The following is a 25461-nucleotide window of genomic DNA, read 5'->3' on the forward strand; positions in this document are numbered from 1 at the left end:
TACGATGAAGTTGTCGCAGTTGCTGCCGGATCTGGCCCTGGCCAACGACCCGCAGATCAAGGGACTGGTACTGGACTCGCGCCATGTGCGCGCCGGTGATGCGTTTGTGGCCATCGCTGGCTTTGGCGCGCATGGTCTTGGGTTTGTTGAGCAGGCCAAGGCTGCCGGCGCGGCCGCAATCCTGTTTGATCCGCCGGCTCCGGCGGAGCTGCCGGCACCGGTCGATGCCATCGCCGTGCCCGGCCTGCGTTCGCGCATGGGCGCGATGGCCGACCAGTTCCACGGCCAGCCCTCGCGGGCGATGACCATGGTTGGCGTCACCGGCACCAACGGCAAGACCTCGACCGTGCAGTTGCTTGGTCAGGCCTGGCATCTGCTGGGCACGCCCAGTGGCTCGATCGGCACGCTGGGTGTTGGCCTGTACGGCAATGTGGTGCCGACCGGCTTCACCACGCCGCTGGTGCTGCAGATGCATGAAGTGCTGGCCCAGCTGCGTGATGGCGGTGCCAAGGCAGTGGCGATGGAAGTCAGCTCGCACGCCCTGGACCAGGGCCGCGTCGACGCCGTGCATTATGACGTGGCGGTGTTCACCAACCTCACCCGCGACCATCTCGACTACCACGGCGACATGCAGGCCTATGGCGCAGCCAAGGCCAAGCTGTTCCACCGTCCGAGCCTGAAGGCTGCGGCAATCAATCTGGACGACGCCTTCGGCCGTGAACTGATCACCACGCTGGCTGCCGATGTGCAGGCTATCGGGCTGAGCTCGACCGGTCAGGCCGGTGCCGCCATCCGCGCCGAGAATCTGGTGCTGGACGGGCAGGGGATCGGCTTTGACCTGGTCATTGGCGAAGAGCGTCACCCGCTGCGCTCGCCGCTGCTGGGCCGTTTCAACGTTGATAACCTCCTGGCCGTGGCCGGTGCGCTGCATGGTCTGGGCGAAACCAGCGCCAACATCGCCGAGGTGCTGGGCCAGCTGCAGCCGATCCGCGGCCGCATGAACCGCCTCGGCGGGCACGGTGAACCGACCGTGGTCATCGATTACGCCCACACACCCGACGCGCTGGAACAGGCGCTGCGCAGCCTGCACGGTCACCTGGATGGCCGCCTGCTGTGCGTGTTCGGTTGCGGTGGCGAGCGCGATACCGGCAAGCGTCCGCAGATGGCGGCAGTGGCAGAGGAATTGGCTGACGTGGTGTTCGTCACCGACGACAATCCGCGTGGCGAGGATGGCGATGTGATCGTCGCCGACATCATGGCCGGCTTCGTGTCGCCTGCGCAGGTGAACGTGGTGCGTGATCGCGCCCGCGCCATCGACGCTGCGGTGGCACGGGCGGGTGCCGGCGACATCGTATTGATCGCCGGCAAGGGCCACGAGCCCTACCAGGAGATTGCAGGTATCAAACATCCTTTCGATGACACCGATGTGGCCTCGCGCGCGCTGCAAGCGCGTGCGGCAAAGCTGGAGGTGGCTCAATGAAGCGCACTCCGCTTTCGCTGATCGCGCATTGGGCCGGTGGTGAGATCCACGGCGACGACGCCAGCATCGATGCGGTCAGCAATGACACGCGCACGCTGGCCGCGGGCAGCCTGTACATCGCCCTGCGCGGTGAACGCTTCGATGGCCACGACTTTGCAGCCAACGCGGTTGAGCAGGGTGCCAGCGCCTTGCTGGTGGATCGCCTGTTGCCCCTGGACGTGCCGCAGGTTGTGGTCCCCAATACCGAACTGGCGCTGGCGAAGATTGCAGCAGCAATGCAGCAGCAGCGCGCTACCCGCGTGTTCGCCATTACCGGCAGCAACGGCAAGACCAGCGTCAAGAACCTGCTGTTGGCGGTGATGCAGCACGCGGCCGCGGTACTGGGCCAGCATGTCCACGCCACGCCGGGCAATCGCAACAACGAGATCGGCCTGCCGCTGGCGGTGATCGATGCGCCGGAAGACGCCGACTACGCCATCTACGAGATGGGTACCGGCAAGCCGGGCGATATCGCCTACCTGACCGCCATCGCCGCGCCGGACGTGTCCATCGTCAACAACGTCGCCCCGGCACATCTGGAACGCATGGGTAGCCTGCTGGAGATCGCCAACACCAAGGCAGCCGTCTACGACGACCTGCGCGATGGCGGTGTTGCGGTGGTCAATGCCGACGATGCGTTCTCGCCGTATTTCGCGGTGCGCGCTGGCGCGCATCAGGTGATCCGCTTCGGCCTGGAAGTCAGCGCCGACGTTACCGCCACCAATATCGTGCTGGACGAGGCAGCAGCGCGCTTCCAGCTGCGCACGCCGCACGGCAATGCCGACGTGATGCTGCAGTTGCCGGGCCGCCATAACGTACTCAACGCATTGGCTGCTGCCTCGATGGCGCTGGCGGCAGGTATTGCACTGCCGTTGGTGGCCGAAGGCCTGGCGCGGGCGCGTCCGGTTGCTGGTCGGCAGGTGGCACACGTGCTGGACAGCGGCGCGGTGCTGGTCGATGACAGTTACAACGCCAACCCGGGTTCACTGGCAGCGGCGATCACCGCGCTGGCCGCTGGCAAGGGCGAGGGTTGGCTGGTGCTGGGTGACATGCGTGAGCTGGGCCCGGAGGCGCAGGCACTGCACGCGCAGGCCGGCCAGCGCGCCCGCGAAGCCGGCCTCAAGCGCCTGTACACGCTGGGCCCGCTGAGTGCAGCGGCTTCGGCAGCGTTCGGCGAAGGCGGCCGTCATTTCGACTCCCATGCCGCGCTGGCCGCCGTGCTGCAAACCGAACTTCATGCTGGCGTGCGTTGCCTGGTCAAGGGCTCGCGCGGCAGCGCCATGGACAAGATCGTAAACGCGCTGTTGCAGCGCGGAGAGGAAAGTACACATGTTGCTTGAGTTGGCCCGTTGGCTGCAGCAGTTGGACGGCCTGTTCCGGTTGTTCAACTACATCACCTTCCGCGGCATCCTCGCTGCGCTGACGGCGCTGTCGTTGTCGTTGTGGTTGGGGCCGATGGCGATCCGCCGCCTGGCCCAGCTCAAGGGTGGCCAGCCGATCCGCAAGGATGGCCCGCAGTCGCATTTCTCCAAGGCCGGTACGCCAACCATGGGCGGTGGCTTGATCCTGACCACGGTGCTGGTTTCGGTGCTGCTGTGGGGTGACCTGCGCAACCGCTACGTCTGGCTGGTGCTGGTGGTGATGCTGTGCTTCGGCGCCATTGGTTGGTACGACGACTGGATCAAGATTGCCAAGCGTGACCCCAACGGCCTGAAGTCGCGCTGGAAGTACCTGCTGCAGTCGATCTTCGGCCTGGCTGCCGGCCTGTTCCTGTACAAGACCGCGACGGTGCCGGCCGAGTTGACCTTCTACATCCCGATGTTCAAGTCGATCGCGCTGCCGCTGGCCGGCATCAGCTTCGTCGCCATCGCCTATTTCTGGATCGTCGGTTTCTCCAACGCGGTCAACCTGACCGATGGCCTGGATGGGCTGGCGATCATGCCTACCGTGCTGGTGGCCTGCGCGCTGGGTGTGTTCGCCTATGCCTCGGGCAACGCGGTGTTCTCCAGCTACCTGCAGATCCCGCAGATCCCGGGCGCAGGTGAGCTGGTCATCATCTGCGCGGCCATCGCTGGCGCGGGGTTGGGCTTCCTGTGGTTCAACACCTACCCGGCCATGGTGTTCATGGGCGATGTCGGCGCGCTGGCGCTGGGTGCGGTGCTGGGCACCATCGCGGTGATCGTGCGCCAGGAACTGGTGCTGGTGATCATGGGTGGCGTGTTCGTGATTGAAACCCTGTCGGTGATGATCCAGGTGGCTTCGTTCAAGCTCACCGGCAAGCGCGTGTTCCGCATGGCACCGATCCATCACCACTTCGAGCTGAAGGGCTGGCCGGAGCCGCGCGTGATCGTGCGCTTCTGGATCATCTCGGTGGTGCTGGTGTTGATCGGTCTGGCTACCCTCAAGGTGCGCTGATGGACGATTACTCGCGTCAGGCAACCCGGCTTGAAGCCATTGGCGGCAGCTACGACAAGTGGCTGCTGGGCGCCGCCGTGGCGCTGGCTTCGCTTGGGATCGTGATGGTGGCTTCCAGCTCCATCGCGCTGACGCAGAGTCCGTTCTATTACCTCACCCGCCACCTGATCTTCATCGCCATCGGCGTGGTGCTGGCGGGCGTGGCCATGCGCGTGGAGCTGAAGGAGATCGAGAAGTACAACCAGCTGCTGCTGCTGGGCTGCTTCGCACTGCTGATCGTGGTGTTCATCCCCGGCCTGGGCAGCAGCGTCAACGGTGCGCAGCGCTGGATCAACCTGGGCTTCTCCAAGTTCCAGACCGTGGAAGCGGTCAAGGTGCTGTACATCGTGTGGCTGTCCAGCTACCTGGTGCGTTTCCGTGACGAGGTCAACGCCACCTGGCAGGCCATGCTCAAGCCGGTTGGCGTGGTTGGCGTGCTGGTTGTGCTGCTGCTGATGCAGCCTGATTTCGGCTCGTCGATGCTGCTGCTGGGCATCACCACCTGCATGCTGGTGCTCGGTGGTGCGCAGATCAAGCGCATCATCCTGCCGGTGCTGTTGCTGCTGCCGGGGCTGGTCGCGCTGGTGATCTTCGAGCCCTACCGCATGCGTCGCGTCACCTCCTTCATGGACCCGTGGCAGGACCAGCTCGGTTCCGGCTACCAGTTGTCCAACGCGCTGATGGCCATCGGCCGCGGCGAATGGAGCGGGGTGGGCCTGGGTGCTTCGATCCAGAAGCTCAACTACCTGCCCGAGTCACATACCGACTTCATCTTCTCGGTGATCGCCGAGGAACTGGGCTTCGTGGGCGTCTGCGGCATCATCGGCCTGTACGCGCTGCTGGTCGGCCGTGCCTTCTGGCTGGGCATGCGCTGCATCGAGATGCGCCGCCATTTTGCCGGTTACATCGCCTTCGGCATCGCGCTTTGGATCAGCCTGCAGACCTTCGTCTCCATCGGCGTCAACCTGGGCATGCTGCCGACCAAGGGCCTGACCCTGCCGTTGATCTCCTCGGGCGGTTCCAGCGTGATGATGACGTGCGTGGCGATGGGCCTGCTGCTGCGCGTGTCCTACGAATACAACCGCGCCGTGCGCCGCCAGGAAGTGCGCGAGGACATCGATGTGGCCGATGCGCCGCTGGCTGACAGCGATAGCGCCGAGCCGGTGGAAGCAACCACCGCCACGGCGATCGCCGCGGCGATGCAGAACAGCGCCGCACGTGGCACCAGCCGCATGCAGCAGCGGGTCGAGCCGACCTTCGGGAGGATTGCCTGATGGCCGGCCCGAACGCCCAGCAGGACCTGCGCCCGGTGATGATCATGGCCGGTGGCACCGGTGGTCACATCTTCCCGGGCCTGGCCGTGGCCAAGGTGCTGCGCGCGCGCGGCATCCCGGTCACCTGGCTCGGTTCCGACGGTGGGATGGAAACCCGCCTGGTGCCGCAACACGACATCCACGTTGACACGCTGGCCATCTCCGGCCTGCGCGGCAAAGGCAAGCTGGCCCTGCTGGGCGCACCGGTACGTGTGCTGCGCGCCATCCGCAGCGCCGGTTATGTACTGCGTGATCGCCAGCCGCGTGCAGTGGTGGCCTTCGGTGGCTTTGCCTCCGGCCCGGGCGGCATGGCCGCGCGCCTGCACGGCCTGCCGCTGCTGGTGCATGAGCAGAACCGCGCCCCGGGCATGACCAACCGCATCCTGTCGCGCTTCGCACGCCGTCTGCTGACCGGCTTCCCGGGCAGCTTTGCCGGTGGCAGGGAAGAAGTGGTGGGCAACCCGGTGCGTGCAGAGATCGCCGCATTGCCGCCGCCGGAACAGCGTCTGGCTGGCCGCAGTGGTCCGATGCGGGTACTGGTGCTGGGCGGCAGCCAAGGCGCGCGCGCACTGAACAACGCCATGCCCAAGGCGCTGGCTGCGCTGGCCGGCAACGTTGCCATCGAGGTCTGGCACCAGTGCGGCGAGAAGCTGCACGCAGAAGCCCTGCAGGCCTACCGCGATGCAGGCGTGGAAGGGCGCGTGGACATGTTCATCAAGGACATGGCCGCGGCTTATGCCTGGGCCGATCTGGTGGTATGCCGGTCCGGTGCCTCCACCCTGGCTGAACTGTGTGCGGTGGGTATCGGCAGCGTGCTGGTGCCGTTTGCCGCCGCGGTCGATGACCACCAGACCCGCAATGCCGAATACCTGGTCGAACGCGGTGCCGCCGAACTGCTCAAGCAGGACGACGCGCTGGCGACCAACCTGGAAGGCGTGCTGCGCACGCTGGCAAACACTCCCGGCCACCGCATGCAGATGGCGCAAGCCGCGCGTGGGTTGGCCAAGGTCGATGCGGCCGAACGCATCGCAGACATCATTCTGGAAGAAGCCGGGATTCGGGATTCGGGATTCGGGGGCGATGACACGCCCCGGGGTAACGGTTCGGGTCCTGGAGAAAAGAAAAAGCAGGAACAGATGCAGAACGACCACGGCTCACAGAAAGCGGAACGCGAGCAGCTATCGGCTGTTGCCAATCCCGAATCCCGATTTACCAATCCCAGCATCACAGGACCCGAACAATGATCCGCCGCCTCCATGACACCACGGATCTGGTCCGCGCCTTCCCGCGCGTGCACTTCGTCGGCATCGGCGGCACCGGCATGAGCGGCATTGCCGAAGTCATGCTGACCCTGGGCTATGAAGTTTCCGGCTCGGACAATGCCGACAATGCTGCCACCCGCCGCTTGAGCCGTCTGGGTGCACGGGTGATGCGTGGCCACTCCGCGGCGAACGTGCTGGGCACCGACTGCATCGTGGTCTCCAGCGCCATCCGTGAGGACAACCCCGAGCTGATGGAAGCCCGCAGCCAGCGCATTCCGATCATGCCGCGCGCGGCGATGCTGGCCGAACTGATGCGTTTCCGTCGCGGTATCGCCGTCGCAGGTACCCACGGCAAGACCACCACCACCTCGCTGACCGCAGCCATCCTGAGCGAAGGCAAGCTGGACCCGACCTTCGTGATCGGTGGGCAGTTGCTGGCGGCCGGTGCCAACGCCAAGCTGGGCGGTGGCCAGTGGCTGGTGGCCGAGGCCGACGAAAGCGATGGCAGCTTCCTGCGCCTGAACCCGCTGGTCGCGGTGATCACCAATATCGATGCCGACCATCTGGAGAACTACGGCAACGACTTCGCCCGCGTGCAGGCCGCCTTTGCCGAGTTCCTGCAGCGCCTGCCGTTCTATGGCCTGGCGGTGCTGTGCATCGATGATCCGGAGGTGGCTGCGCTGGCCGCCAAGACCCCGCGCCACGTGATGAGTTACGGCCTGAGCAGCAATGCCGACGTGCGCGCCGAGGACGTGGTGCAGGACGGCCCGCGCATGCGCTTCACCCTGCGCCTGCCCGAAGGCAGCAGCGTGCCGGTGACGCTGGCCCTGCCGGGCAAGCACAACGTGCTCAATGCGCTGGCCGCTGCCGCTGTGGCCTGGCAGCTGGGCGTGGCGCCGGAAACCATTGCCGCCGCGCTGGAAAAGTTCGAGGGCGTCGGCCGTCGCTTCAACGACCTGGGCGAAGTGACCACCCACAAGGGTGCCAAGGTGCGCGTGATCGACGACTACGGCCATCACCCGCGCGAGCTGGACGCGGTGTTTGCCGCTGCCCGTGGCGGCTGGCCGGACAAGCGCCTGGTGGTGGCCTTCCAGCCGCACCGTTACAGCCGTACCCGCGATCAGTTCGATGCCTTTGCCGCCGTGTTGTCGGAAGTGGACGCACTGGTGCTGAGCGAGGTTTACCCGGCTGGCGAAGCGCCGATCCCCGGTGCCGATTCCAAGTCGCTGGCACGTGCCATCCGTGCGCGCGGCCGCAGCGAGCCGGTGGTGGTTGGCCATGCCAGCGACCTGAGCTCGGTGCTGCCGGACGTACTGCAGGACGGCGACCTGCTGTTGATGATGGGTGCCGGTGACATCGGTGCCGTTGCCCAGCACGTGGCAACCGAAGGCTTCAAGGAGGCCAAGGGCGAATGATGCAGACCGCGCTGCCGATGCGCCGTGACCACGCTGCCGCGATGCGGTTGGCCTTGGTCCCGCGTGCCTGCACCGCGGGGGAGGGCGCGCGATGAACGCGATCCTGCGCATGCTCGCCTGGTTGCTGGCCATCGCCCTGGTGGCGTTGCCGGTGGTGGCGGTGCTCAACGGCTGGGTGCTCACCGAGCGCTGGCCGCTGGCCAAGCTGCGCGTGCACGGCGAGTTCAAGCGTGTGCCGGCCGAGCAGCTGCAGAAGACCCTGCTGCCATATGCACGCTCGGGCTATTTCGCGGTCGAGCTGCAGGATGCGCAATCGGCAGTGGAAAAACTGCCGTGGGTGGAGAGCGCACAGGTGCGCAAGCAGTGGCCGGACGTGCTGGAAGTGACCATTGTCGAGCACAAGCCGTTCGCGCGGTGGGGCAAGGATCGCCTGCTGTCCGAGCAGGGCCGCCTGTTCGCGGTACCGCAGGGCCTGGAGCATGCGCCGCTGCCCGAGCTGGACGGCCCGGATGCGATGACCCAGGAAGTGGTCGAGCTCTACAACGATTCGCGTGCACTGTTCGCGCCGGCCGGCGTGGACGTGCACAAGGTGGTGATGGATGCACGCGGCAGCTGGTCGCTGGCGCTGGACAACGGTACCGAGGTCATCGTCGGCCGCAGTGACGCCCGTTCGCGCCTTGGCCGCTTCGTGCGCGTGCTGCCGCAGCTGACCCGCACCCAGGTGCCGATCGTGCGCGCCGACCTTCGCTATACCAATGGTTTCACGCTGAGCTGGGGAACCCCGCCGCCGGCAACAAAGCAGACGCAGGACAGGACATGAATCGCAAGGGTGATAAATCGCTGATCGTCGGCCTCGATATCGGCACCTCCAAGGTGGTGGCGCTGGTGGGCGAGTATTCGCCGGGCAGCCCGATCGAAGTCATCGGCATCGGTTCGCACGAGTCGCGCGGTCTCAAGCGCGGCGTAGTGGTGGATATCGAATCCACCGTGCAATCGATCCAGCGCGCGATCGAGGAAGCCGAGCTGATGGCCGGCTGCGAGATCCGCTCGGTCTACGCCTCGATCTCCGGCAACCACGTGCAGTGCCGCAATTCGCAGGGCATTACCCCGATCCGCGAAGGCGAAGTGAGCTGGGGCGACCTGGACCGTGTGCTGGAAGCGGCCAAGGCCGTGGCCATCCCCGCCGACCAGAAGATCCTGCATGCGATCCCGCGCGAGTACGTGCTGGACGATTCGCAGGAAGGCATCCGCAACCCGGTCGGCATGACCGGCGTGCGCCTGGAGATCCACGCCCACCTGGTGGTGTGCGCGCAGTCGGCCGCCGCCAACATCAGCAAGTGCGTGCAGCGCTGCGGCCTGCAGGTGGATGACCTGGTGCTGTCCTCGCTGGCTTCCAGCGTGGCGGTGCTGACCGCCGACGAGCGCGAACTGGGCGTGGTGATGGTCGACATTGGTGCCGGTACCACCGACATCGCGGTGTTCATCCAGGGCGCGATCTGCCACACCGCATCGCTGCCGATCGCCGGTGATCACGTCACCAACGACATCGCCCACATGCTGCGCACACCGACCCCGGAAGCAGAGCAGATCAAGGTGCGCTATGCCTGCGCGCTGGCGCAGCTGGCAACCGCCGAGGAAAGCATCCAGGTGCCTTCGGTTGGCGACCGTCCGCCGCGCCGCATGCCGCGCCATTCGCTGGCGCAGGCAGTGCAGGGCCGTTACGAGGAAATCTTCGAGATGGTGCAGGCCGAACTGCGCCGCTCCGGCTTCGAGGAAATGGTGCGTGCCGGCGTAGTGCTGACCGGTGGCGCCTCGAAGATGGAAGGCGTGGTCGAACTGGCCGAGGAAATGCTGCAGATGCCGGTGCGTGTGGGCATTCCGCAGCACGTCACCGGCCTGGGCGAGGTGGTTGGCAACCCGGTGCACGCCACCGGCGTGGGCCTGCTGCTGATGGGCAGCCAGATCGAGCACCCACGGCGTCCATCGCTGCCCACCGGGCGCGCCGGCAGCATGTTCAACAAATTGAAGAATTGGTTCCGCGGCGAGTTCTGAGCGGGGCCGGTAGCAGGGCAGTGAGGCAGTCAGAAGGCAAGCAGTAAGGCAAGACGAAGTGCAGTAACGCAGTCATTGAAGCAAGCAACAACCACCGCCCAGGGGTCGCCCTGGCGGCAAACCTAAAACAATTCGCCGGTGCGGGCGGGTGCAGCAGGAGAAGGATTCTTCCCAACGCTCGACCCAATCACGGCAATAGAGAGGACATGGACATGGCGCATTTCGAACTGATTGAAAAGATGGCACCGAACGCGGTGATCAAGGTCGTTGGCGTGGGTGGCGGCGGCGGCAACGCCGTGGCACACATGGTCAACAGCAGCGTGGATGGCGTGGAATTCATCACCGCCAACACCGACTCGCAGGCCATCAAGAATTGTGGCGCCAAGCTGCAGCTGCAGCTGGGCACCAATGTGACCAAGGGCCTGGGCGCAGGCGCCAACCCGGAAGTCGGCCGCCAGGCCGCACTGGAAGACCGTGAGCGCATCATGGACGCCCTGCAGGGTGCGGATATGGTGTTCATCACCGCCGGCATGGGCGGTGGCACCGGTACCGGCGCAGCGCCGGTGGTGGCACAGCTGGCCAAGGAAATGGGCATCCTGACCGTGGCCGTGGTCACCAAGCCGTTCCCGTTCGAAGGCCGTCGCCGCATGCAGGTGGCGCTGAAGGGCATCGAGGAGCTGAGCCAGCACGTCGATTCGCTGATCACCATCCCGAACGAAAAGCTGATCACCGTGCTCGGCCGCAACGCCACCATGGTGCAGGCCTTCCGTGCTGCCAATGACGTGCTGCAGGGCGCCGTGCAGGGTATCGCCGACCTGATCGTGCGCCCGGGCCTGATCAACGTCGACTTCGCCGACGTGCGTACCGTGATGTCGGAGATGGGCCTGGCCATGATGGGCACCGGCACCGCCCGTGGTGATGACCGCGCCCAGGCCGCCGCCGAAGCCGCCATCCAGAATCCGCTGCTGGACGACGTGAACCTGGCCGGTGCCAACGGCATCCTGGTCAACATCACCGCCGGCCCAGACTTCACCATGAGCGAGTTCGACGAGATCGGCCGCACCATCGAAGGCTTCTCCTCCGAGGACGCCACCGTGGTGGTCGGTACCGTGCTGGATCCGGACATGCAGGACGAAGTGCGCGTGACCGTGGTGGCCACCGGCCTGAACCGTGCGGTCGCCAAGAACGCCCAGCGCCCGGGCGAACGCGCACCGATCAAGCTGGTCCGCAACGCCACCACCGGCCAGGCCGAGTTCGGCGAGTACGAAAGCCCGGCCGATGCCGTGGCCAAGGCTGCCGGCAACAGCATGGGCATGGGCCTGCGTCGTCCCAGCGTCGACACCGCAGCCGCCTCGGCCGGCTCGGCGTCGACCTCGACGGCCGCTGCCGCCGAACTGCCCAGCGACTACCTGGACATCCCGGCGTTCCTACGCCGCCAGGCGGACTGACGGCAACGCCCGCAGGGGTCGCTGGCAAGGCCCCGCGTTGACCGGCAACGGCGGCGCGGGCCAGCTGGGTCGTCCCTGCAGGGCAGGCAACACAACGTCAGGGCTGTCCACCCTGACGGGCAGTACCCATGTCCTTTGTCGCCGGGCCAGGATCGGCCCGGCGGCATTTTCCGCCTGAACAAGGGCAGGGGCCTGATCCGCAGGCCCAAGGCGGCGTGTGAACGCGTGTTATTCTTGTTTGTCTCTGGCCGCGCATGCGCGGCTTCTCCGGTTTGAAGCCCATGATCCAGCAACGCACCCTCAAGAACACGATCCGCGCCACCGGTGTCGGCCTGCACAGTGGTGACAAGGTCTACATGACCCTGCGCCCTGCGCCGGTGAACCATGGCATCGTGTTCCGGCGCGTGGACCTGGACCCGGTGGTGGAAGTACCGGCCAAGGCCGACCTGGTCACCGAGGTGACCCTGTGTACCGGGCTGACCTGCGAAGGCGCCAAGATCCAGACCGTCGAGCACCTGATGTCGGCGCTGGCCGGCCTGGGTGTGGACAATGCCATCGTCGAGCTGTCCTCGGCCGAGTTGCCGATCATGGATGGCTCCTCCGGCCCGTTCGTGTTCCTGCTGCAGTCGGCGGGCATCGTCGAGCAGGATGCCGCCAAGCGCTTCCTGCGCGTGCTCAAGACGGTGGAAGTGCGTGACGGCGACAAGATCGCCCGTTTCGATCCGTATGAGGGTTACAAGCTGGGCTTCACCATCCAGTTCGACCACCCGATGATCCCGGCCAAGCAGTCACGGGCCGAGATCGAGTTCTCCACTGCGGCCTACATCAAGGAAATCTCCCGCGCGCGCACCTTCGGCTTCATGCGCGACCTGGAATACATGCGCGAGCGCAACCTTGGCCTGGGCGGTTCGATGGACAACGCCATCGTGCTGGACGAATTCCGCGTGCTGAACGATGACGGCCTGCGTTACGCCGACGAGTTCGTGCGCCACAAGATCCTCGACGCCATCGGCGATCTGTACCTGGCCGGCGGCCAGGTGCTGGGGGCCTATGAAGGTTTCAAGTCCGGCCATGCGCTCAACAACAAGCTGGTGCGTGCCCTGCTGGCCGACCAGACGGCCTGGGAATGGGCCAGTTATGACTCGCCGGTGGCAGCGGACCCGGTGATCTACGGCGTCCCGGCCCACGCCTGAGCCAAACCCCAAGTTGCTCGTAAGAGAACTGCCTGCCAGATGCGGCGGTCTGAGCCTGCGTGATCAAACTGTGAACCCAATGCGGGTTCAAGTCTGAATTTAACCCAAAATTAACAAAAGACTAACTCCCCGGTCGCATTCCGCCGCTAGGATTCCTGCCGGCTTCCTGCTTTGGGTCTCCTTGCTGACTCGGCGGTGCCGGTGCCCACTGGGGGCACCGGTGGCCTCAGGATCGTGAGGGCTTCACATCCTCGAGGGCAGCCAGGGCGTCGCGCAGTCCCTTGTGCGTGACGTCCGATACTGCGGAGCTGCGCTGGTCATTACGCACTGGGGAGTGCGGGGGCGCGGTCGCAGTCTTGACGGTCACCCGGGTGGCCTTCAGCCCGATGGATCGGGCCGCGTCGATCAGCTGGCTTTCGGCAAGCCTTACCTTGGCATGCCACACCGGCGATTCGACGAGAAAAACGAGGTGTTCGCCGTCCACATTGGCCAGCCGGCAACGGTTTGCCAGCGCCGGCGGCAAATGGGGGCGCAATTGCCGGTCCATCGCATCGAGCCACAGGGCACGGCGCAACGGGTTTCCTGCTTTGTCCGCCATCACCGCTTCCAGCGCCTGCCTTGGCGCGGAGCGGGAACGAACGCTGGATTTCGGCTCAGACATAAGAATTCTTCAATGACATTCAAAAAGATCGTAATCAAAACGCGTGAACAGAAGGCCAAGACGCCGCTCGCACGCGTTCAGATGTATTTCGAGGATCGTCCTCGTGCATTGCTGGGTAGCGTACTGGGGCTGGGCTGTCTGATGGGCGTGGCGTTGAGCCTGGCCATCGGCATGGTCGGCGATTCGGCCTTGCAGGCCAAGGTGGATCATCAGGAACAGGAACTGGCCAAGGTGCGCGCCGACGCGCAGACCCAGGTCAACGCGCTGTCCGCCCGCCTCGGCGAACTGCAGGCACAGGCCACCCGGCTCAATGCCCTGGGCGAGCGCCTGACCCAGATGGGCAAGCTGCAGGATGGCGAGTTCGATTTCCAGGAAACCCCGGGTATGGGTGAAGGCGAGCCGGGCCCGACCCAGGACATCCCGGTCAGCGCGGTCAACGCCGACTTACAGGTGCTGGAGCAGCGCTTTGCTGCTTCAGGCCGCCAGCTGTCGGTGCTCGAATCGCTGCTGTTCGATCATCAGCTTGAACAGAACGCCGTGCCCTCGCGCATGCCGATCCGCAACACCTACGTCACCTCCGGTTTCGGCGGCCGCGCTGACCCGTTCGGCCGCGGTGCCGGCAACCACAAGGGCATGGACTTCCATGCCCGCGTCGGTGATCCGGTGCTGGCCGTGGCCGATGGCGTGGTCAGCTTCTCCGGCGTGAAAGGGGGTTACGGCAACGTCGTCGAGATCGACCATGGCAACGGCTACAAGACCCTGTATGCACACAATTCGCGCCTGACGGTGCGTGAAGGCGGCTTGGTCCGTGCCGGCCAGGAAGTGGCCAAGGCCGGCTCCACCGGCCGCTCCACCGGTGCCCACGTGCACTTCGAGGTCTGGCAGAACGGCGTGGTGATGAATCCGCGCAAGTTCCTCGGCGAGGGTGGTAACACCCCGGTCGGCCGGGTGAGCCGCGGCTGAGCGGGAACGCTTGCGGGGCGGGCTTGACCCCGCAGGCAGGTCAGTCCAGGCTGACTTGTTGACGGGCGCTTGAAACCCAAGCGTCCGCCCCAAGCTACAATAGGCGTTGCCATCGACAGGGCGCATTGCGCCCTGTTTCGTTTGCGACCGGTGAACCCAGGGGGTGAGCCAGGCCGCACGGCATTTCATTCAAACCGGTTCCTTCAATGATCAACAGCCTGCTTACCCGCGTTTTTGGCAGCCGCAATGAGCGCCAGCTGCGCCAGCTCAACCGTATCGTCGCCAAGATCAATGCCTTGGAACCGGAGATGCAGCAGCTCTCCGATGACCAGCTGAAGGCCAAGACCCCCGAATTCCGCGAGCGCATCGCCAAGGGCGAGGCCCTGGACAAGGTGCTGCCGGAAGCCTTTGCGGTCTGCCGCGAAGCCTCCAAGCGCGTGCTGGGCATGCGCCATTACGACGTGCAGCTGATCGGCGGCATGGTCCTGCACCTGGGCAAGATCGCCGAAATGCGCACCGGTGAAGGCAAGACCCTGGTGGCTACGCTGCCGGTCTACCTCAACGCGCTGGAAGGCAAGGGCGTGCACGTGGTCACGGTCAATGACTACCTGGCCCGCCGCGACTCGGCGCAGATGGGCAAGCTGTACAACTGGCTGGGCCTGAGCGTTGGCGTGGTCTACCCGGGCATGCCGCACAGCGACAAGCGCGAGGCCTACGGCAGCGACATCACCTACGGCACCAACAACGAATTCGGTTTCGACTACCTGCGCGATAACATGGCGCTGACCAAGGCTGATCGCTACCAGCGCGGCCTGCACTACGCCATCGTCGACGAAGTCGACTCCATCCTGATCGACGAAGCGCGTACCCCGCTGATCATTTCCGGCCCGGCCGATGATTCCCCGGAGCTGTACATCCGCGTCAACCGCGTGGTGCCGGGCCTGATCAAGCAGGAAACCGAGGAAGGCGAGGGCGACTACTGGGTCGACGAAAAGGGCAAGCAGGTGTTCCTGTCCGAAGCGGGCATGGAGCACGCCGAAGAGCTGCTGCGCGAAGCCGGCATCATCGGCGCGGACAACGACAACGGCCTGTACGCCGCGCAGAACCTGACCGTGGTCCACCACCTCAACGCCGCCCTGCGCGCGCATGCCATCTACCAGCGTGACGTGGACTACATCGTGCGCGATGGCGAAGTGGTCATCGTCGACGAATTCACCGGCCGTACCCTGGCCGGCCGCCGCTGGTCCGACGGCCTGCACCAGGCGGTGGAAGCGAAGGAAGGCGTGCCGGTACAGCGTGAGAACCAGACGCTGGCCAGCATCACTTTCCAGAACCTGTTCCGCATGTACAAGAAGCTGTCCGGCATGACCGGTACGGCCGATACCGAAGCGTTCGAATTCCAGAGCATCTACGGCCTGGAAGTGCTGGTCATCCCGACCAACAAGCCGACCGTGCGCAAGGACTACCCGGACCAGGTGTTCCTCAACCGCAAGGGCAAGTTCAACGCGGTGCTGGCGGACATCGAGGAATGCGCCAAGCGCGGCCAGCCGGTGCTGGTGGGTACCACTTCGATCGAAACCTCGGAAATGCTGTCCGAGCACCTGCGCAAGGCGGGCGTGAAGCACGAAGTGCTCAATGCCAAGCAGCATGACCGCGAAGCGACCATTGTTGCCAATGCCGGCCGCCCGGGTTCGGTCACCATCGCCACCAACATGGCCGGCCGTGGTACCGACATCGTGCTCGGCGGCTCGCTGGAAACCGAGCTGCATGAGCTGGGCGAGGACGCTACCGATGCGCAGAAGGCGGCCGTCAAGGCGGCCTGGCAGGAGCGCCACGACGCCGTCAAGGCGGCCGGCGGCCTGCACATCGTCGGCACCGAGCGCCACGAATCGCGTCGTATCGACAACCAGCTGCGTGGCCGTTCCGGCCGTCAGGGTGACCCGGGTTCGTCCCGCTTCTACCTGTCGCTGGAAGACAACCTGATGCGCATCTTCGCCTCTGACTGGGTGCAGAAGGCGATGCGCATGATGGGCATGAAGGAAGACGACGTCATCGAAGACCGCATGGTCAGCCGTCAGATCGAGAAGGCACAGCGCAAGGTGGAAGCGCACAACTTCGACATCCGCAAGAACCTGCTCGATTTCGACGACGTCAACAACGACCAGCGCAAGGTGATTTACGGCCAGCGCGACGAGCTGCTGGACGCCGAGTCGGTGAAGGAAAACATCGACGGTATCCGCGGCGACGTGATCTATGACCTGGTTGCCCGCTTCGTGCCGCCGAACTCGGTGGACGAGCAGTGGGACCTGCAGGGCCTGCAGGCCACGCTGGAAGGCGAGCTGGGCGTGCAGATGGACGTCGTTGGCCTGGTCAAGGCGCACGAGGAACTGGACGCCGAGGCCATCGCCAACAAGGTGGCCGAGCACATGGACGAGCATTTCGCGCAGAAGGAAGCCGCGGTTGGCGCCGAGACCATGCGCGCACTGGAAAAGCACGTGATGCTGACCGTGCTGGACCAGAGCTGGAAGGAGCATCTGGCCCGCATGGACTACCTGCGCCAGGGCATCTACCTGCGTGGTTATGCGCAGAAGCAGCCCAAGCAGGAGTACAAGAAGGAAGCCTTCGAGCTGTTCTCGGACATGCTGGAGAACGTCAAGCGCGAAGTGATCACCATGCTTTCGCGGGTCCGCGTGCGCAGCGAGGAAGAAGTGGCGGCGATGGAGCAGTTGGAGCGCCAGCAGGCCGAAGCCCGTTTGCAGATGTCGCAGTTCCAGCACCAGGACAACGGCGGCTACAGCGCTGACGAAGAGGCAGCGGACGTGCTCGACGAAGCCAACGCCCCCAAGGTCGGCCGCAACGACCCATGCCCCTGCGGCAGTGGCAAGAAGTACAAGCACTGCCACGGCCAGCTGAGCTGATCAGGAAAACCCCGCCCCGGCGGGGTTTTTCTTTGCTACCCGCAATGCCCGGCAGCATCCGGCAGGTGCATCCCAGCCAATCCAGGTAGTGCCGAGCCACGCTCGGCAGGGGCATCACAAGCAACCCAGGTAGCGCCGAGCCATGCTCGGCAGGGGCATCCCAGCCAATCCAGGTAGTGCCGAGCCATGCTCGGCAGGGGCATCACAAGCAATCCCGGTAGTGCCGAGCCAGGCTCGGCAGGCGCATCACAAGCAACCCAGGTAGTGCCGAGCCACGCTCGGCAGTGGCATCACAAGCAATCCCGGTAGTGCCGAGCCCTGCTCGACAGGGGGGCATCACAAGCAATCCCGGCAGTGCCGAGCCATGCTCGGCAGGGGGCACCATCGGCAAAGCCCCAGGCCGAGCATGGCTCGGCACTACCGCCCTTGTTCCGGAATCCGCGGCGCCAGGTTCAGCCGCCCCCAGCCCCCGCAACCGCTGCCCCGCAGGAAAGATTGCGTTGGTAGTGCGATTTTCGGCATTCTCGGGGCATGACATCTCCTTCACGCTCAATCCACGTAGTCGCCGCGGTCATCACCGACGCACGCGGCCGCATCCTGCTCAACCGCCGTACCGGCAACAGCGACATGGCCGGGCTGTGGGAGTTCCCCGGCGGCAAGCGCGAGCCCGGCGAGAGCTCCGAACAGGCGCTGGTGCGCGAGCTCCATGAAGAGCTGGGCATCGAGGCCGAGGTGGGCGAGTGGGTGATGGAAGTGCCGCAGCTGTATCCGGACAAGCGCCTGCGCCTGGAAGTGCGCATGGTGCGGCAATGGAAAGGCACCGCACGCGGCCGCGAAGGCCAGGCCATCACCTGGGTCAATGCCGACAAGCTCGGCCGTTATTCGATGCCGCCGGCGGATCTGCCGGTGGTGGCCGCCCTGCACCAGCCCGAATGCTATCTGGTGACGCCGGACGCCGGTGGCGGTGCCGAGGCCTGGTTGGCGGGGCTGGAGAGTGCCATCGATGGCGGCCTGCGCCGTGTGCAGCTGCGTACACCGGCCGAGGCGGATCGTGCCGAGCTGGCGCGCACAGCGGTGGCCCGTTTCGGCCGCCAGGCCGAGCTGCTGCTCAACCGCGACATCGAGCTTGCCCGCGAGCTGGGGGTGGGCGTCCATCTGGGCGGGGAGCAGCTGCTCCAGCTCGATGCACGCCCCTTGCCAGGGTCGCAGCTGGTGGCCGCGTCCTGCCACGACCTTGCGCAGCTGCAGGCAGCCCAGCGCTTGGGTTGCGATTTCGCGGTGCTGGGGCCGGTACAGGCCACGGCCAGCCATCCGGGTGCATTGGCGCTGGGCTGGGAAGGGTTTGAACAACTGCGCGAGCGGGTGTCGCTGCCGCTGTATGCGATTGGCGGGCTGGCGCCTGCCGACGTGGTCACCGCCCGCCGGCATGGCGCACTGGGCGTAGCGGCCATCCGCAGCCTGTGGCCGGCCCTGCAGCCGGCCTGAGCCCCGCCCCTACAGGCTTATCCAGAAGCAGTTGTACTGCCGGCGCAGGTGGAAAATGGTGCGCGTGGGCGTGTTGCTGCGTGGCAGCGTCTGTTCGAGGCGCAGTGCCACCGGCCGCCGTGGCGCATAGGGGGCTGGCGGGGCGGGCGCAGACTCGCTCGCCTCGCCAGTGCTTGCCGCGCCTGGTTCCACCGGTGTGCCATCGGTATAGGTGAAGGGCAGGGTGGGTTCGGGCTCGTAGGGTGGCGGCTCAGGGAATACCGGTGCAATGTCCAGCAACGGCCGCTGCACGATCTCGTCCAGCCGGTCCATGACGCGGGTGGCGGCGGCATTGGACAGACCCGTCCACAGGTAGATGCTGGACAACCGGTTGGGGTCACGGGCATCACTGGCGCTCTGGATCAGGCCCACCACTTCGCTCAAGCGGCGTGCGCAGCTGTCGCGGTACAGGCCGGCGCTGCCCGTCGCGCGCGGTGCCGGCAGCAGCCGTGCGCGCGCGCCCATGGTTTCACAGGGTTTGTCGCCGTACACCGTCTGCCCCTGGGCATTGGTGCAGCGGTTGATCTTCTGCGCCTGCGCCGCAGGGGCGAGCAGGGCGCTGCAGCACAGCAGTAGAACCAACACGATTCGCATCACACAAGGGTAGCGGTTGTCCGCGCACGCCGGATGTGACGAATGTAGGTGTTCAGCGGCGGCCCAGGCGCTGCAGCACGGCGTTGGTCGGCTTGGCCAGGTTGAGGGTGTAGAAGTGCAGCGAAGGCGCGCCGCCGTCGATCAGCCGTTCGCACAGCGACGCGACCACGTCGGCACCGAAACTGCGCACGGATTCGGCGTCGTCGCCGAAGGCCTGCATGCGTTTGCTGATCCAGCGCGGGATCTCGGCGCCGCACTGCTCGGAGAACCGCCGTAGTTGGCTGAAGTTGGAGATCGGCATCACCCCCGGGATGATCGGCACGTCCACGCCCAGCGCACGCACCGCATCGACGAAGTGGAAATAGGCGTCAGCGTTGTAGAAGTACTGGGTGATCGCAGCGTCGGCACCGGCATCGATCTTGGTCTTGAAGTGGCGCAGGTCGGCCAGCGCGTCATTGGCCTGCGGATGGGTTTCCGGATAGGCGCCGACTTCGATGCGGAAGGCGTCGCCGTGTTCGGCACGGATGAAGCTGATCAGTTCCGAGGCATAACGCAGGTCGCCGGGAAAGCCCATGCCCGAGGGCAGGTCGCCGCGCAGGGCGACGATGCGCTTGACGCCAATGGCGCGGTACAGCTTGAGCAGCTCGCGGATCTCCTCGCGGGTGCCGCCAACGCAGGACAGGTGGGGGGCCGCCTGCAGGCCGTGGTGCTGGTTGAGGTGGCGCACGGTTTCGGAGGTGTAGCTCAGCGTGGAGCCGCCGGCGCCGAAGGTGCAGGACACGTACTCGGGGGCATGGTCCTTGAGCTTTGCGGCAGTACGGTCCAGCTGGGCGCGCTGGTCGTCGGTCTTGGGCGGGTAGAACTCGAAGCTGAGAGCAGTCATGGGGCAGCCGTGCGGGGCGGATTGCCGGCCATTATATCTCTCCATCAAGATGGATATGCAATGGTTGCAGGCGTGACTGCGCGGCGCCGCTAGTGCGCCCGCGGTGCCGGACGCTGCGGCAGCAGGGCCACGCAGGCCACGATGGCCAGCAGCAGCACCAGCGAGGCAGCGTATCGGCTCAGTGCCAATCCACCGTGATCCAGGGGTTTGTCGAGGAAATCACCGACCACCGCGCCCAACGGGCGGGTCAGGATGAAGGCCATCCAGAACAGCAGTGTCCGCGAGAGCTGGCTGCGCCAGTACAGCAGGGCAACCAGCGCCAGCAGCCCGGCCAACACCGCAACGCCGCCGCCGTAGCCCAGCCCCTGGGTATCAGCGGCCCAGTCGCCCAATGCCGTGCCCAGCGTCTGCGAGAAGGTGATGGTCAGCCAATAGAACATCTCATCGCGTGGCGTCGTGATGCGGCTGACGGAGACGCTGCCGGTGCTGCGGTGCCAGCCCCACAGAGTCAGCAACAGCAGGCCGAGCAACAGTGCCGTGCCGCCGGTGTAGCCGATACCCAGCGAGCGGTCGACGTAGTCGGCCAGGGTGGTGCCGACGGTGGTGCTGGCGGTGATGGCCGACCAGTAGGTCCAGGGTTGGAAGCGCTGCGCGCGGATCTGCGCTCGCACTGCCTGGATGAACAGTGTGGCGAACACTGCGGTGCCGAGCAGGTAGCCGAGGTGCATCGACATGGTGACGGCATCGCCGCCGATTTCCCCCAGGGTGGTGGCCAGGATCTTGGTGACCCAGAAGCCGAGGGTGATGGCGGGGACCTTGCTGACAAGTTCGTCGCGGGGCATGGGCGCAGCCCGGTAGGAGTGACGTTGGCACTGTCGCGGGCAGGTTGTCGCAAGGCTGTCGGAGTGGTGTGCAGGCAGGTGCGGCGGTTCAGCGATCAAGCGTTCTTGCAGGTGGGGTTGGCCATCGCGGTTCCCGTCGAAGCTGGCATCGCCGACAATGCCGCCAGCCATTGCTGGAAGTGATGATGTCCATCTACCTGACGCCGTTTGCCCGCCCCCGCCTGTTTCCGCGCACGCCGCGCCCGAACACCATCCAGGACTGCAGTGCCGAGCAGTTCGAGCAGTATTTGAACGCGAACGCAGCCGATGTGGTGCTCGATGGCTATGCGCCGTTCTGCAAGCTCCATGTCTATCGCAACTGGACCACTACCCGCTGCCTGACCGTGCCGGTGACCGATGAAAACCGCCACCTGCTGCGTTCGGCCTACGAGGCGCGCAACCGTGACGAACTGCCGGTGCTGGTGCGTTGGTTTGAAGGTGTGGATGTGCCGGTGGCGAACTACCTGGTGGTAATCCTTTACAGCCGGGAGCAGCTGCAGAAGGAGGGCTCCCCAATCGATGCGGACTGGGGTGTGGTTGGTTGCCTGTACACCGCCACGCCGGAAGAGATCCCCATGGCGCCGATCACCATGATGCGCAATGCCCTGGGTGTGGAGGAGGGCGGGTCCGGTGTACCAATCGATCGCGCCGCGTACCAGCGTGCGGTGGAGTTCTGGCAGGCAAATGCAAACTGGCGTTGAGCATGGCGGGTCAGCCCCGGTGTTTGCATTCAATGGTCGTTACCTGTTGCTTGCAGTGCTGGTCTTCGCGGTTGAGCTGATCATCGCCATGGGCCTGCCGCACGTGGCCTGGGTACGTGCCTACCTGGGCGATGTGCTGGTGGTGGTGCTGTTGTACGCGGCCGCACGCAGCGTGTTATGCATCAACGATCGCGTGCTGCTGTGGGCGGTATTTCTGTTTGCCTGCCTGGTGGAGTTGGCACAGTATTTCGGCATGGCCGAGCGCCTGGGTTTCGTGCGCGGCGACGTGATGTATACGGTCATCGGCAACACGTTTTCGTGGGGCGATATCGCCTGTTATGCGGTGGGCTGTGGGCTGGTCGCAGTAGTGAAAACCGCGCATCGGATAATCCGCTGAAGCGAAGATGGCGACGTGAAACGCGTGTATGCCCGTGTTCAGTCGCGGATTTGTCGTCTCTTTAAGTCTTCTTAACGCCTGTTTCGTTAAGCTTGTTGGGCTTGGTATCCCGTTGCGTCTGACGCAAGGCCTTGGCCTGCGGGTACCTGGACAGCTTGGCATCGCGCCTTTTCCGGGTCCATCCCGGTTCTTTCTGTCCCCGACCGTTCCCGCGGCTGCGCCGTGGGTCATTCATTCGTGCGCATATCGGCCTGCGCCGGGTTTTCCCGCATGTCCGTGCACGTATCCCATCCAACTCGGGAGGATTGGTCCTGCATGTCCGCAGATGATTCCAACAATCGCAACGCGCCGCTCCAGATCGACGACATCACTGTCATCGACAAGGCCAAGGTCAAGAAGGCGGTAACGGCCGCCGCCCTTGGTAATGCCATGGAGTGGTTTGACTTTGGTGTCTATGGCTTTGTTGCCTACGCACTGGGCAAGGTGTTTTTTCCGGACGCCTCGCCCAGCGTGCAGACGATTGCCGCCTTGGCGACGTTCTCGGTGCCCTTCCTGGTGCGGCCGTTGGGGGGCGTGTTCTTTGGTGTGATGGGGGACCGCTTTGGACGACAGAAGGTGTTGTCGGCCACCATCATCCTGATGGCCATCAGCACCTTCTGCATTGGCCTGATTCCGTCCTATGAAAGCATCGGCATCCTCGCGCCCATTCTGCTGCTGCTGTGCAAACTGGCTCAGGGTTTCTCCGTGGGCGGCGAGTACACCGGTGCGGCGGTATTCGTGACCGAGTTCTCGCCTGACCGTCGCCGCGGCTTCCTGAGCAGTTGGCTGGACTTCGGATCCATCATCGGCTTCGTCTCCGGTGCCGGTGTGGTGGTACTGCTCAGCAGTATTGTCGGCGAGGCGCAGTTCCTCGAATGGGGCTGGCGTATCCCGTTTTTCCTGGCTGCGCCGTTGGGCCTGATCGGCCTGTACCTGCGTCATGCCGCCGAGGAAACGCCTGCCTTCACCGAGCAGTTGGAGCGCATGGAAAAGGAGGACCAGGACGCAGTGGGCAGCGCGCCACGTATTTCCTTCAAGGAGATCGTCAGCACGTACTGGCGGTCGCTGCTGGTCTGCGTCGGCATCGTGCTGGTGACCAATGTCACCTACTACATGCTGCTGACCTATATGCCCACCTACCTGGCGCACAACCTGCATTACTCCGAGGACCACGGCGTGCTGATCATCATCGTGGTGATGGTGGGCATGCTGTTCGTGCAGCCCTTCGTGGGGATGGCCAGTGATCGCATTGGTCGCCGTCCCTTCATCGCGGCCGGCAGCCTGGGCTTGCTGGTGGCGGCAATCCCGGCGTTCCACCTGATCACCAGTGGCAACATCGGCTGGATCTTCGTTGGCCTGTTGCTGCTGGCGGTGTTGCTGAACTGCCTGATCGGGGTGATGGCCTCGACCTTGCCGGCCATGTTTCCCACCCGTGTGCGCTACAGCGCGTTGGCTACGGCATTCAACATCTCGGTGATCATCGCGGGTGTCACCCCGACAGCCGCCGCCTGGTTGGTGGAAGCAACCGGCAACCTGATGATGCCGGCGTACTACCTGATGGTGGTCGCGTGCATCGGGCTGGTGACGGCCTGGTTCATGCGTGAAACCGCCAACAAGCCACTGCGCGGCGACACCCCCAACGCGTCCAACCGGCGCGAGGCCCGCGAACTGCTGCAGCAGGCCTACGACCACATCGAAGCCAGCGTGGAAGAGCTGGATGGTGAGATCAGTGACCTGCAGGCGAAGCTGTCCGAACTGGAGCGCCGCAAGCAGGGGTTGGTGGACCGGCACCCGGATCTGGCCTGAGGTCCGGCAGCCGCGTCCGCCTCGTCCTGACGCATCCCGGGCGCGCACAGAGGTAGGATCTGCAGGGCAGGGTATGCCCTGCAGATTCTGTCGGCCCGGCGATGGCGTCGGCGAAGCTGGCTTTGGATCCCGAACAGGACGGTGCATGGAGCGCAATGCGTTGACTTCGAAGACGGGACGCTGCAACCGCAGCGGTCGGCGCGCCGCGGCAACTATTGCCCTGCTGGTGCTGGCGGCGATGGGCAAGGCCGTGGCCGGGCCTGGGCCAATGGGCGTCCCTGCCGGCGGCGCCTGCATTGGGCGCTTTCTTGTCAACGCGTTGCCGGCGCCTGCTGCGCAGCCCCTCTACATCCATGCAGCCAAGCGCGTCACCACACGGCATGGAATAGGTCACGCCGACTTCCAGCAGCTGCTTGCCGCACGCGAGAGCGAGCTGCGGCAGGCGCGGCATCGTGATGGCGGCAGCATGTGGGTAGGCAGCACCCGCCTGGATGACACTTCCGTCGTGCAGACCTCATGGCTCAGTGACAGCAGCCGTGCCGGCCAACTGCAGGAGCTGCACATCCATGATCCGGCGCAGCGGGTGTTGTTCCTTGTCAGTGCGCAGACCGATGCGGCAAGGCTGCCGGCGGCGATCGACAATCTTCGCGCGCTGCGCCCACGCATCCACTACCGGGATGCGGCGACCTTGCCGACGGGGCCTGGGTTCTGCATCGATTCGGGTTTCATCCGGGGGGCACGCCTCAATACCGAGGAACTGACCGTGGCACTTCAGGTGCCTGGCCATGCAGGGGCGGGGGCGAGCCTGATGTCGCGCGTGGTGGGCAGGCCTGACCGCGGACTGTTGCAGCGTGCAGGTGTGCTGCCAGCGGGCACGGTGCGGTTGCGTGCCGGCAAGCGCAGCGTCGATGGGCTGGCAGGCGACGAATTAATGGTTCGTAGCGATACCGATGACGGTCCGGAGTACCGGTTCCTGTGGGAGTTCCAAGGGCAGCCGGAATCCTTGCAGCGGCCCTTCCTGTCGTTGCAGTTGGGCACGCAGACGGCAACTGCGTTCAGCAGTGATGAGGAGGCGTTGCAGGTATGGGATCAGCTGCTCGGCAGCCTGCGAGCAAGGCCTGACGCGGATTAGGCCTGCACCCGGTGCGGTGCGGCTGGATCGGCGCAGCCGCAATGCAGGCGGGTGGCATTGAGCTGAGGGAAGCGGCCGATGATGGCGACGGCATCCTTCCAGTGTTGTTCCAGTGACGTATCAGCGATGGCAAGGAAGCTGGCGGCGGCGTTGCTGAAGCGGAACTCGATGCCACGCTCTGGCTCGAACCTGCGGGTGATGGTGGTAGGTGTGCGGCCGTTGCGCAGGTGCCAGACCAGCTCTTCGATCACGGTGTTCCAGGCTTCCATTTCGAGATCATCAATCCACTGCATGCGGGTGATTCCT

At 65.3% G+C, this 25461-nt stretch carries 22 protein-coding genes; 17 read left to right on the forward strand and 5 right to left on the reverse strand.

The genetic code is table 11. The features are described 5' to 3' along the window. Window positions 1–4 precede the first annotated feature (4 nt). From B2527_RS14670 to lpxC, 10 genes are all read left to right on the forward strand, one after another. The gene (locus B2527_RS14670; protein ID WP_293715115.1) at window positions 5–1480 is read left to right on the forward strand and encodes a UDP-N-acetylmuramoyl-L-alanyl-D-glutamate--2,6-diaminopimelate ligase; all 1476 of its coding nucleotides are present in this window, start codon (window positions 5–7) and stop codon (window positions 1478–1480) included. Continuing rightward, a complete protein-coding gene (locus B2527_RS14675) occupies window positions 1477–2859 on the forward strand; it encodes a UDP-N-acetylmuramoyl-tripeptide--D-alanyl-D-alanine ligase (protein WP_293715118.1) in 1383 nt (460 codons plus the stop codon). The genes B2527_RS14670 and B2527_RS14675 overlap by 4 nt, the downstream gene beginning before the upstream one ends. Beyond that, the gene (mraY, locus tag B2527_RS14680; RefSeq protein ID WP_293715121.1) at window positions 2849–3934 is read left to right on the forward strand and encodes a phospho-N-acetylmuramoyl-pentapeptide-transferase; all 1086 of its coding nucleotides are present in this window, start codon (window positions 2849–2851) and stop codon (window positions 3932–3934) included. Before B2527_RS14675 ends, mraY begins: the two co-directional genes overlap by 11 nt. Then, window positions 3934–5247: a putative lipid II flippase FtsW gene (gene ftsW, locus B2527_RS14685; RefSeq protein WP_293715124.1), complete on the forward strand. Its 1314-nt coding sequence runs from the start codon at window positions 3934–3936 to the stop codon at window positions 5245–5247. The genes mraY and ftsW overlap by 1 nt, the downstream gene beginning before the upstream one ends. Before the next feature lie 38 nt (window positions 5248–5285). Next, a complete protein-coding gene (gene murG, locus B2527_RS14690) occupies window positions 5286–6530 on the forward strand; it encodes an undecaprenyldiphospho-muramoylpentapeptide beta-N-acetylglucosaminyltransferase (protein ID WP_414717106.1) in 1245 nt (414 codons plus the stop codon). Further along, a complete protein-coding gene (murC, locus tag B2527_RS14695) occupies window positions 6527–7963 on the forward strand; it encodes a UDP-N-acetylmuramate--L-alanine ligase (RefSeq protein WP_293715130.1) in 1437 nt (478 codons plus the stop codon). The genes murG and murC overlap by 4 nt, the downstream gene beginning before the upstream one ends. Before the next feature lie 91 nt (window positions 7964–8054). Continuing rightward, window positions 8055–8783 (forward strand): cell division protein FtsQ/DivIB, encoded by a 729-nt coding sequence (locus B2527_RS14700; RefSeq protein ID WP_293715133.1) that lies wholly within the window; start codon window positions 8055–8057, stop codon window positions 8781–8783. Continuing rightward, window positions 8780–10015: a cell division protein FtsA gene (gene ftsA / locus B2527_RS14705; protein WP_293715136.1), complete on the forward strand. Its 1236-nt coding sequence runs from the start codon at window positions 8780–8782 to the stop codon at window positions 10013–10015. The genes B2527_RS14700 and ftsA overlap by 4 nt, the downstream gene beginning before the upstream one ends. Before the next feature lie 212 nt (window positions 10016–10227). After that, window positions 10228–11463, forward strand: a complete 1236-nt coding sequence (ftsZ, locus tag B2527_RS14710) for a cell division protein FtsZ (RefSeq protein WP_293715139.1) — start codon at window positions 10228–10230, stop codon at window positions 11461–11463. A gap of 281 nt (window positions 11464–11744) precedes the next feature. After that, window positions 11745–12656, forward strand: a complete 912-nt coding sequence (gene lpxC / locus B2527_RS14715) for a UDP-3-O-acyl-N-acetylglucosamine deacetylase (RefSeq protein ID WP_293715142.1) — start codon at window positions 11745–11747, stop codon at window positions 12654–12656. A 226-nt stretch (window positions 12657–12882) separates the two neighbouring features. On the opposite strand, the gene B2527_RS14720 is transcribed toward lpxC, so the two are convergent. After that, window positions 12883–13317 (reverse strand): DciA family protein, encoded by a 435-nt coding sequence (locus B2527_RS14720; protein WP_293715145.1) that lies wholly within the window; start codon window positions 13315–13317, stop codon window positions 12883–12885. A 12-nt stretch (window positions 13318–13329) separates the two neighbouring features. On the opposite strand from B2527_RS14720, the gene B2527_RS14725 reads away from it, so the two are divergent. The 3 genes from B2527_RS14725 to B2527_RS14735 all read left to right on the forward strand — a co-directional run bounded on the left by B2527_RS14725 (window position 13330) and on the right by B2527_RS14735 (window position 18683). Continuing rightward, window positions 13330–14280, forward strand: coding sequence for a M23 family metallopeptidase (locus tag B2527_RS14725; RefSeq protein ID WP_293715147.1), 951 nt, complete (start codon window positions 13330–13332; stop codon window positions 14278–14280). A 206-nt stretch (window positions 14281–14486) separates the two neighbouring features. Next, a complete protein-coding gene (gene secA, locus B2527_RS14730; protein ID WP_293715150.1) occupies window positions 14487–17198 on the forward strand; it encodes a preprotein translocase subunit SecA in 2712 nt (903 codons plus the stop codon). Window positions 17199–17729: 531 nt separating this feature from the next. After that, window positions 17730–18683 carry a Nudix family hydrolase gene (locus B2527_RS14735; RefSeq protein ID WP_293715153.1) on the forward strand — a complete coding sequence of 318 codons (954 nt, stop codon included), beginning with the start codon at window positions 17730–17732 and terminating at the stop codon, window positions 18681–18683. A 9-nt stretch (window positions 18684–18692) separates the two neighbouring features. Here the strand turns inward: B2527_RS14735 and B2527_RS14740 are convergent, their stop codons facing one another. The 3 genes from B2527_RS14740 to B2527_RS14750 form a co-directional block, all read right to left on the reverse strand. Next, window positions 18693–19316: a DUF4124 domain-containing protein gene (locus B2527_RS14740; RefSeq protein WP_293715156.1), complete on the reverse strand. Its 624-nt coding sequence runs from the start codon at window positions 19314–19316 to the stop codon at window positions 18693–18695. A gap of 52 nt (window positions 19317–19368) precedes the next feature. Further along, window positions 19369–20199: a methylenetetrahydrofolate reductase [NAD(P)H] gene (gene metF / locus B2527_RS14745; protein WP_293715159.1), complete on the reverse strand. Its 831-nt coding sequence runs from the start codon at window positions 20197–20199 to the stop codon at window positions 19369–19371. Between the two features lie 89 nt (window positions 20200–20288). Beyond that, on the reverse strand, window positions 20289–21041 hold the full coding sequence (locus B2527_RS14750) for a hypothetical protein (RefSeq protein ID WP_293715161.1): 753 nt from the start codon (window positions 21039–21041) through the stop codon (window positions 20289–20291). A gap of 185 nt (window positions 21042–21226) precedes the next feature. Between B2527_RS14750 and B2527_RS14755 the strand changes: the two genes are divergently transcribed. The 4 genes from B2527_RS14755 (at window position 21227) to B2527_RS14770 (ending at window position 25155) form a co-directional block, all read left to right on the forward strand. Then, window positions 21227–21781: a DUF3228 family protein gene (locus tag B2527_RS14755; protein ID WP_293715164.1), complete on the forward strand. Its 555-nt coding sequence runs from the start codon at window positions 21227–21229 to the stop codon at window positions 21779–21781. Beyond that, complete coding sequence (locus B2527_RS14760) at window positions 21765–22178, forward strand: DUF2809 domain-containing protein (protein ID WP_293715166.1); 414 nt, start codon at window positions 21765–21767, stop codon at window positions 22176–22178. Before B2527_RS14755 ends, B2527_RS14760 begins: the two co-directional genes overlap by 17 nt. Before the next feature lie 315 nt (window positions 22179–22493). Further along, on the forward strand, window positions 22494–24023 hold the full coding sequence (proP, locus tag B2527_RS14765) for a glycine betaine/L-proline transporter ProP (RefSeq protein WP_293715169.1): 1530 nt from the start codon (window positions 22494–22496) through the stop codon (window positions 24021–24023). Between the two features lie 160 nt (window positions 24024–24183). Further along, the gene (locus tag B2527_RS14770; RefSeq protein WP_293715172.1) at window positions 24184–25155 is read left to right on the forward strand and encodes a T6SS immunity protein Tli4 family protein; all 972 of its coding nucleotides are present in this window, start codon (window positions 24184–24186) and stop codon (window positions 25153–25155) included. Here the strand turns inward: B2527_RS14770 and B2527_RS14775 are convergent. Beyond that, window positions 25152–25448, reverse strand: a complete 297-nt coding sequence (locus tag B2527_RS14775) for a hypothetical protein (RefSeq protein ID WP_293715175.1) — start codon at window positions 25446–25448, stop codon at window positions 25152–25154. The two genes, B2527_RS14770 and B2527_RS14775, sit on opposite strands and share 4 nt — an antisense overlap. Between the last annotated feature and the right edge of the window lie 13 nt (window positions 25449–25461).

It is taken from the genome of Stenotrophomonas sp. UBA7606 (genome assembly GCF_002477705.1).
Taxonomy (GTDB): Bacteria; Pseudomonadota; Gammaproteobacteria; order Xanthomonadales; family Xanthomonadaceae; genus Stenotrophomonas.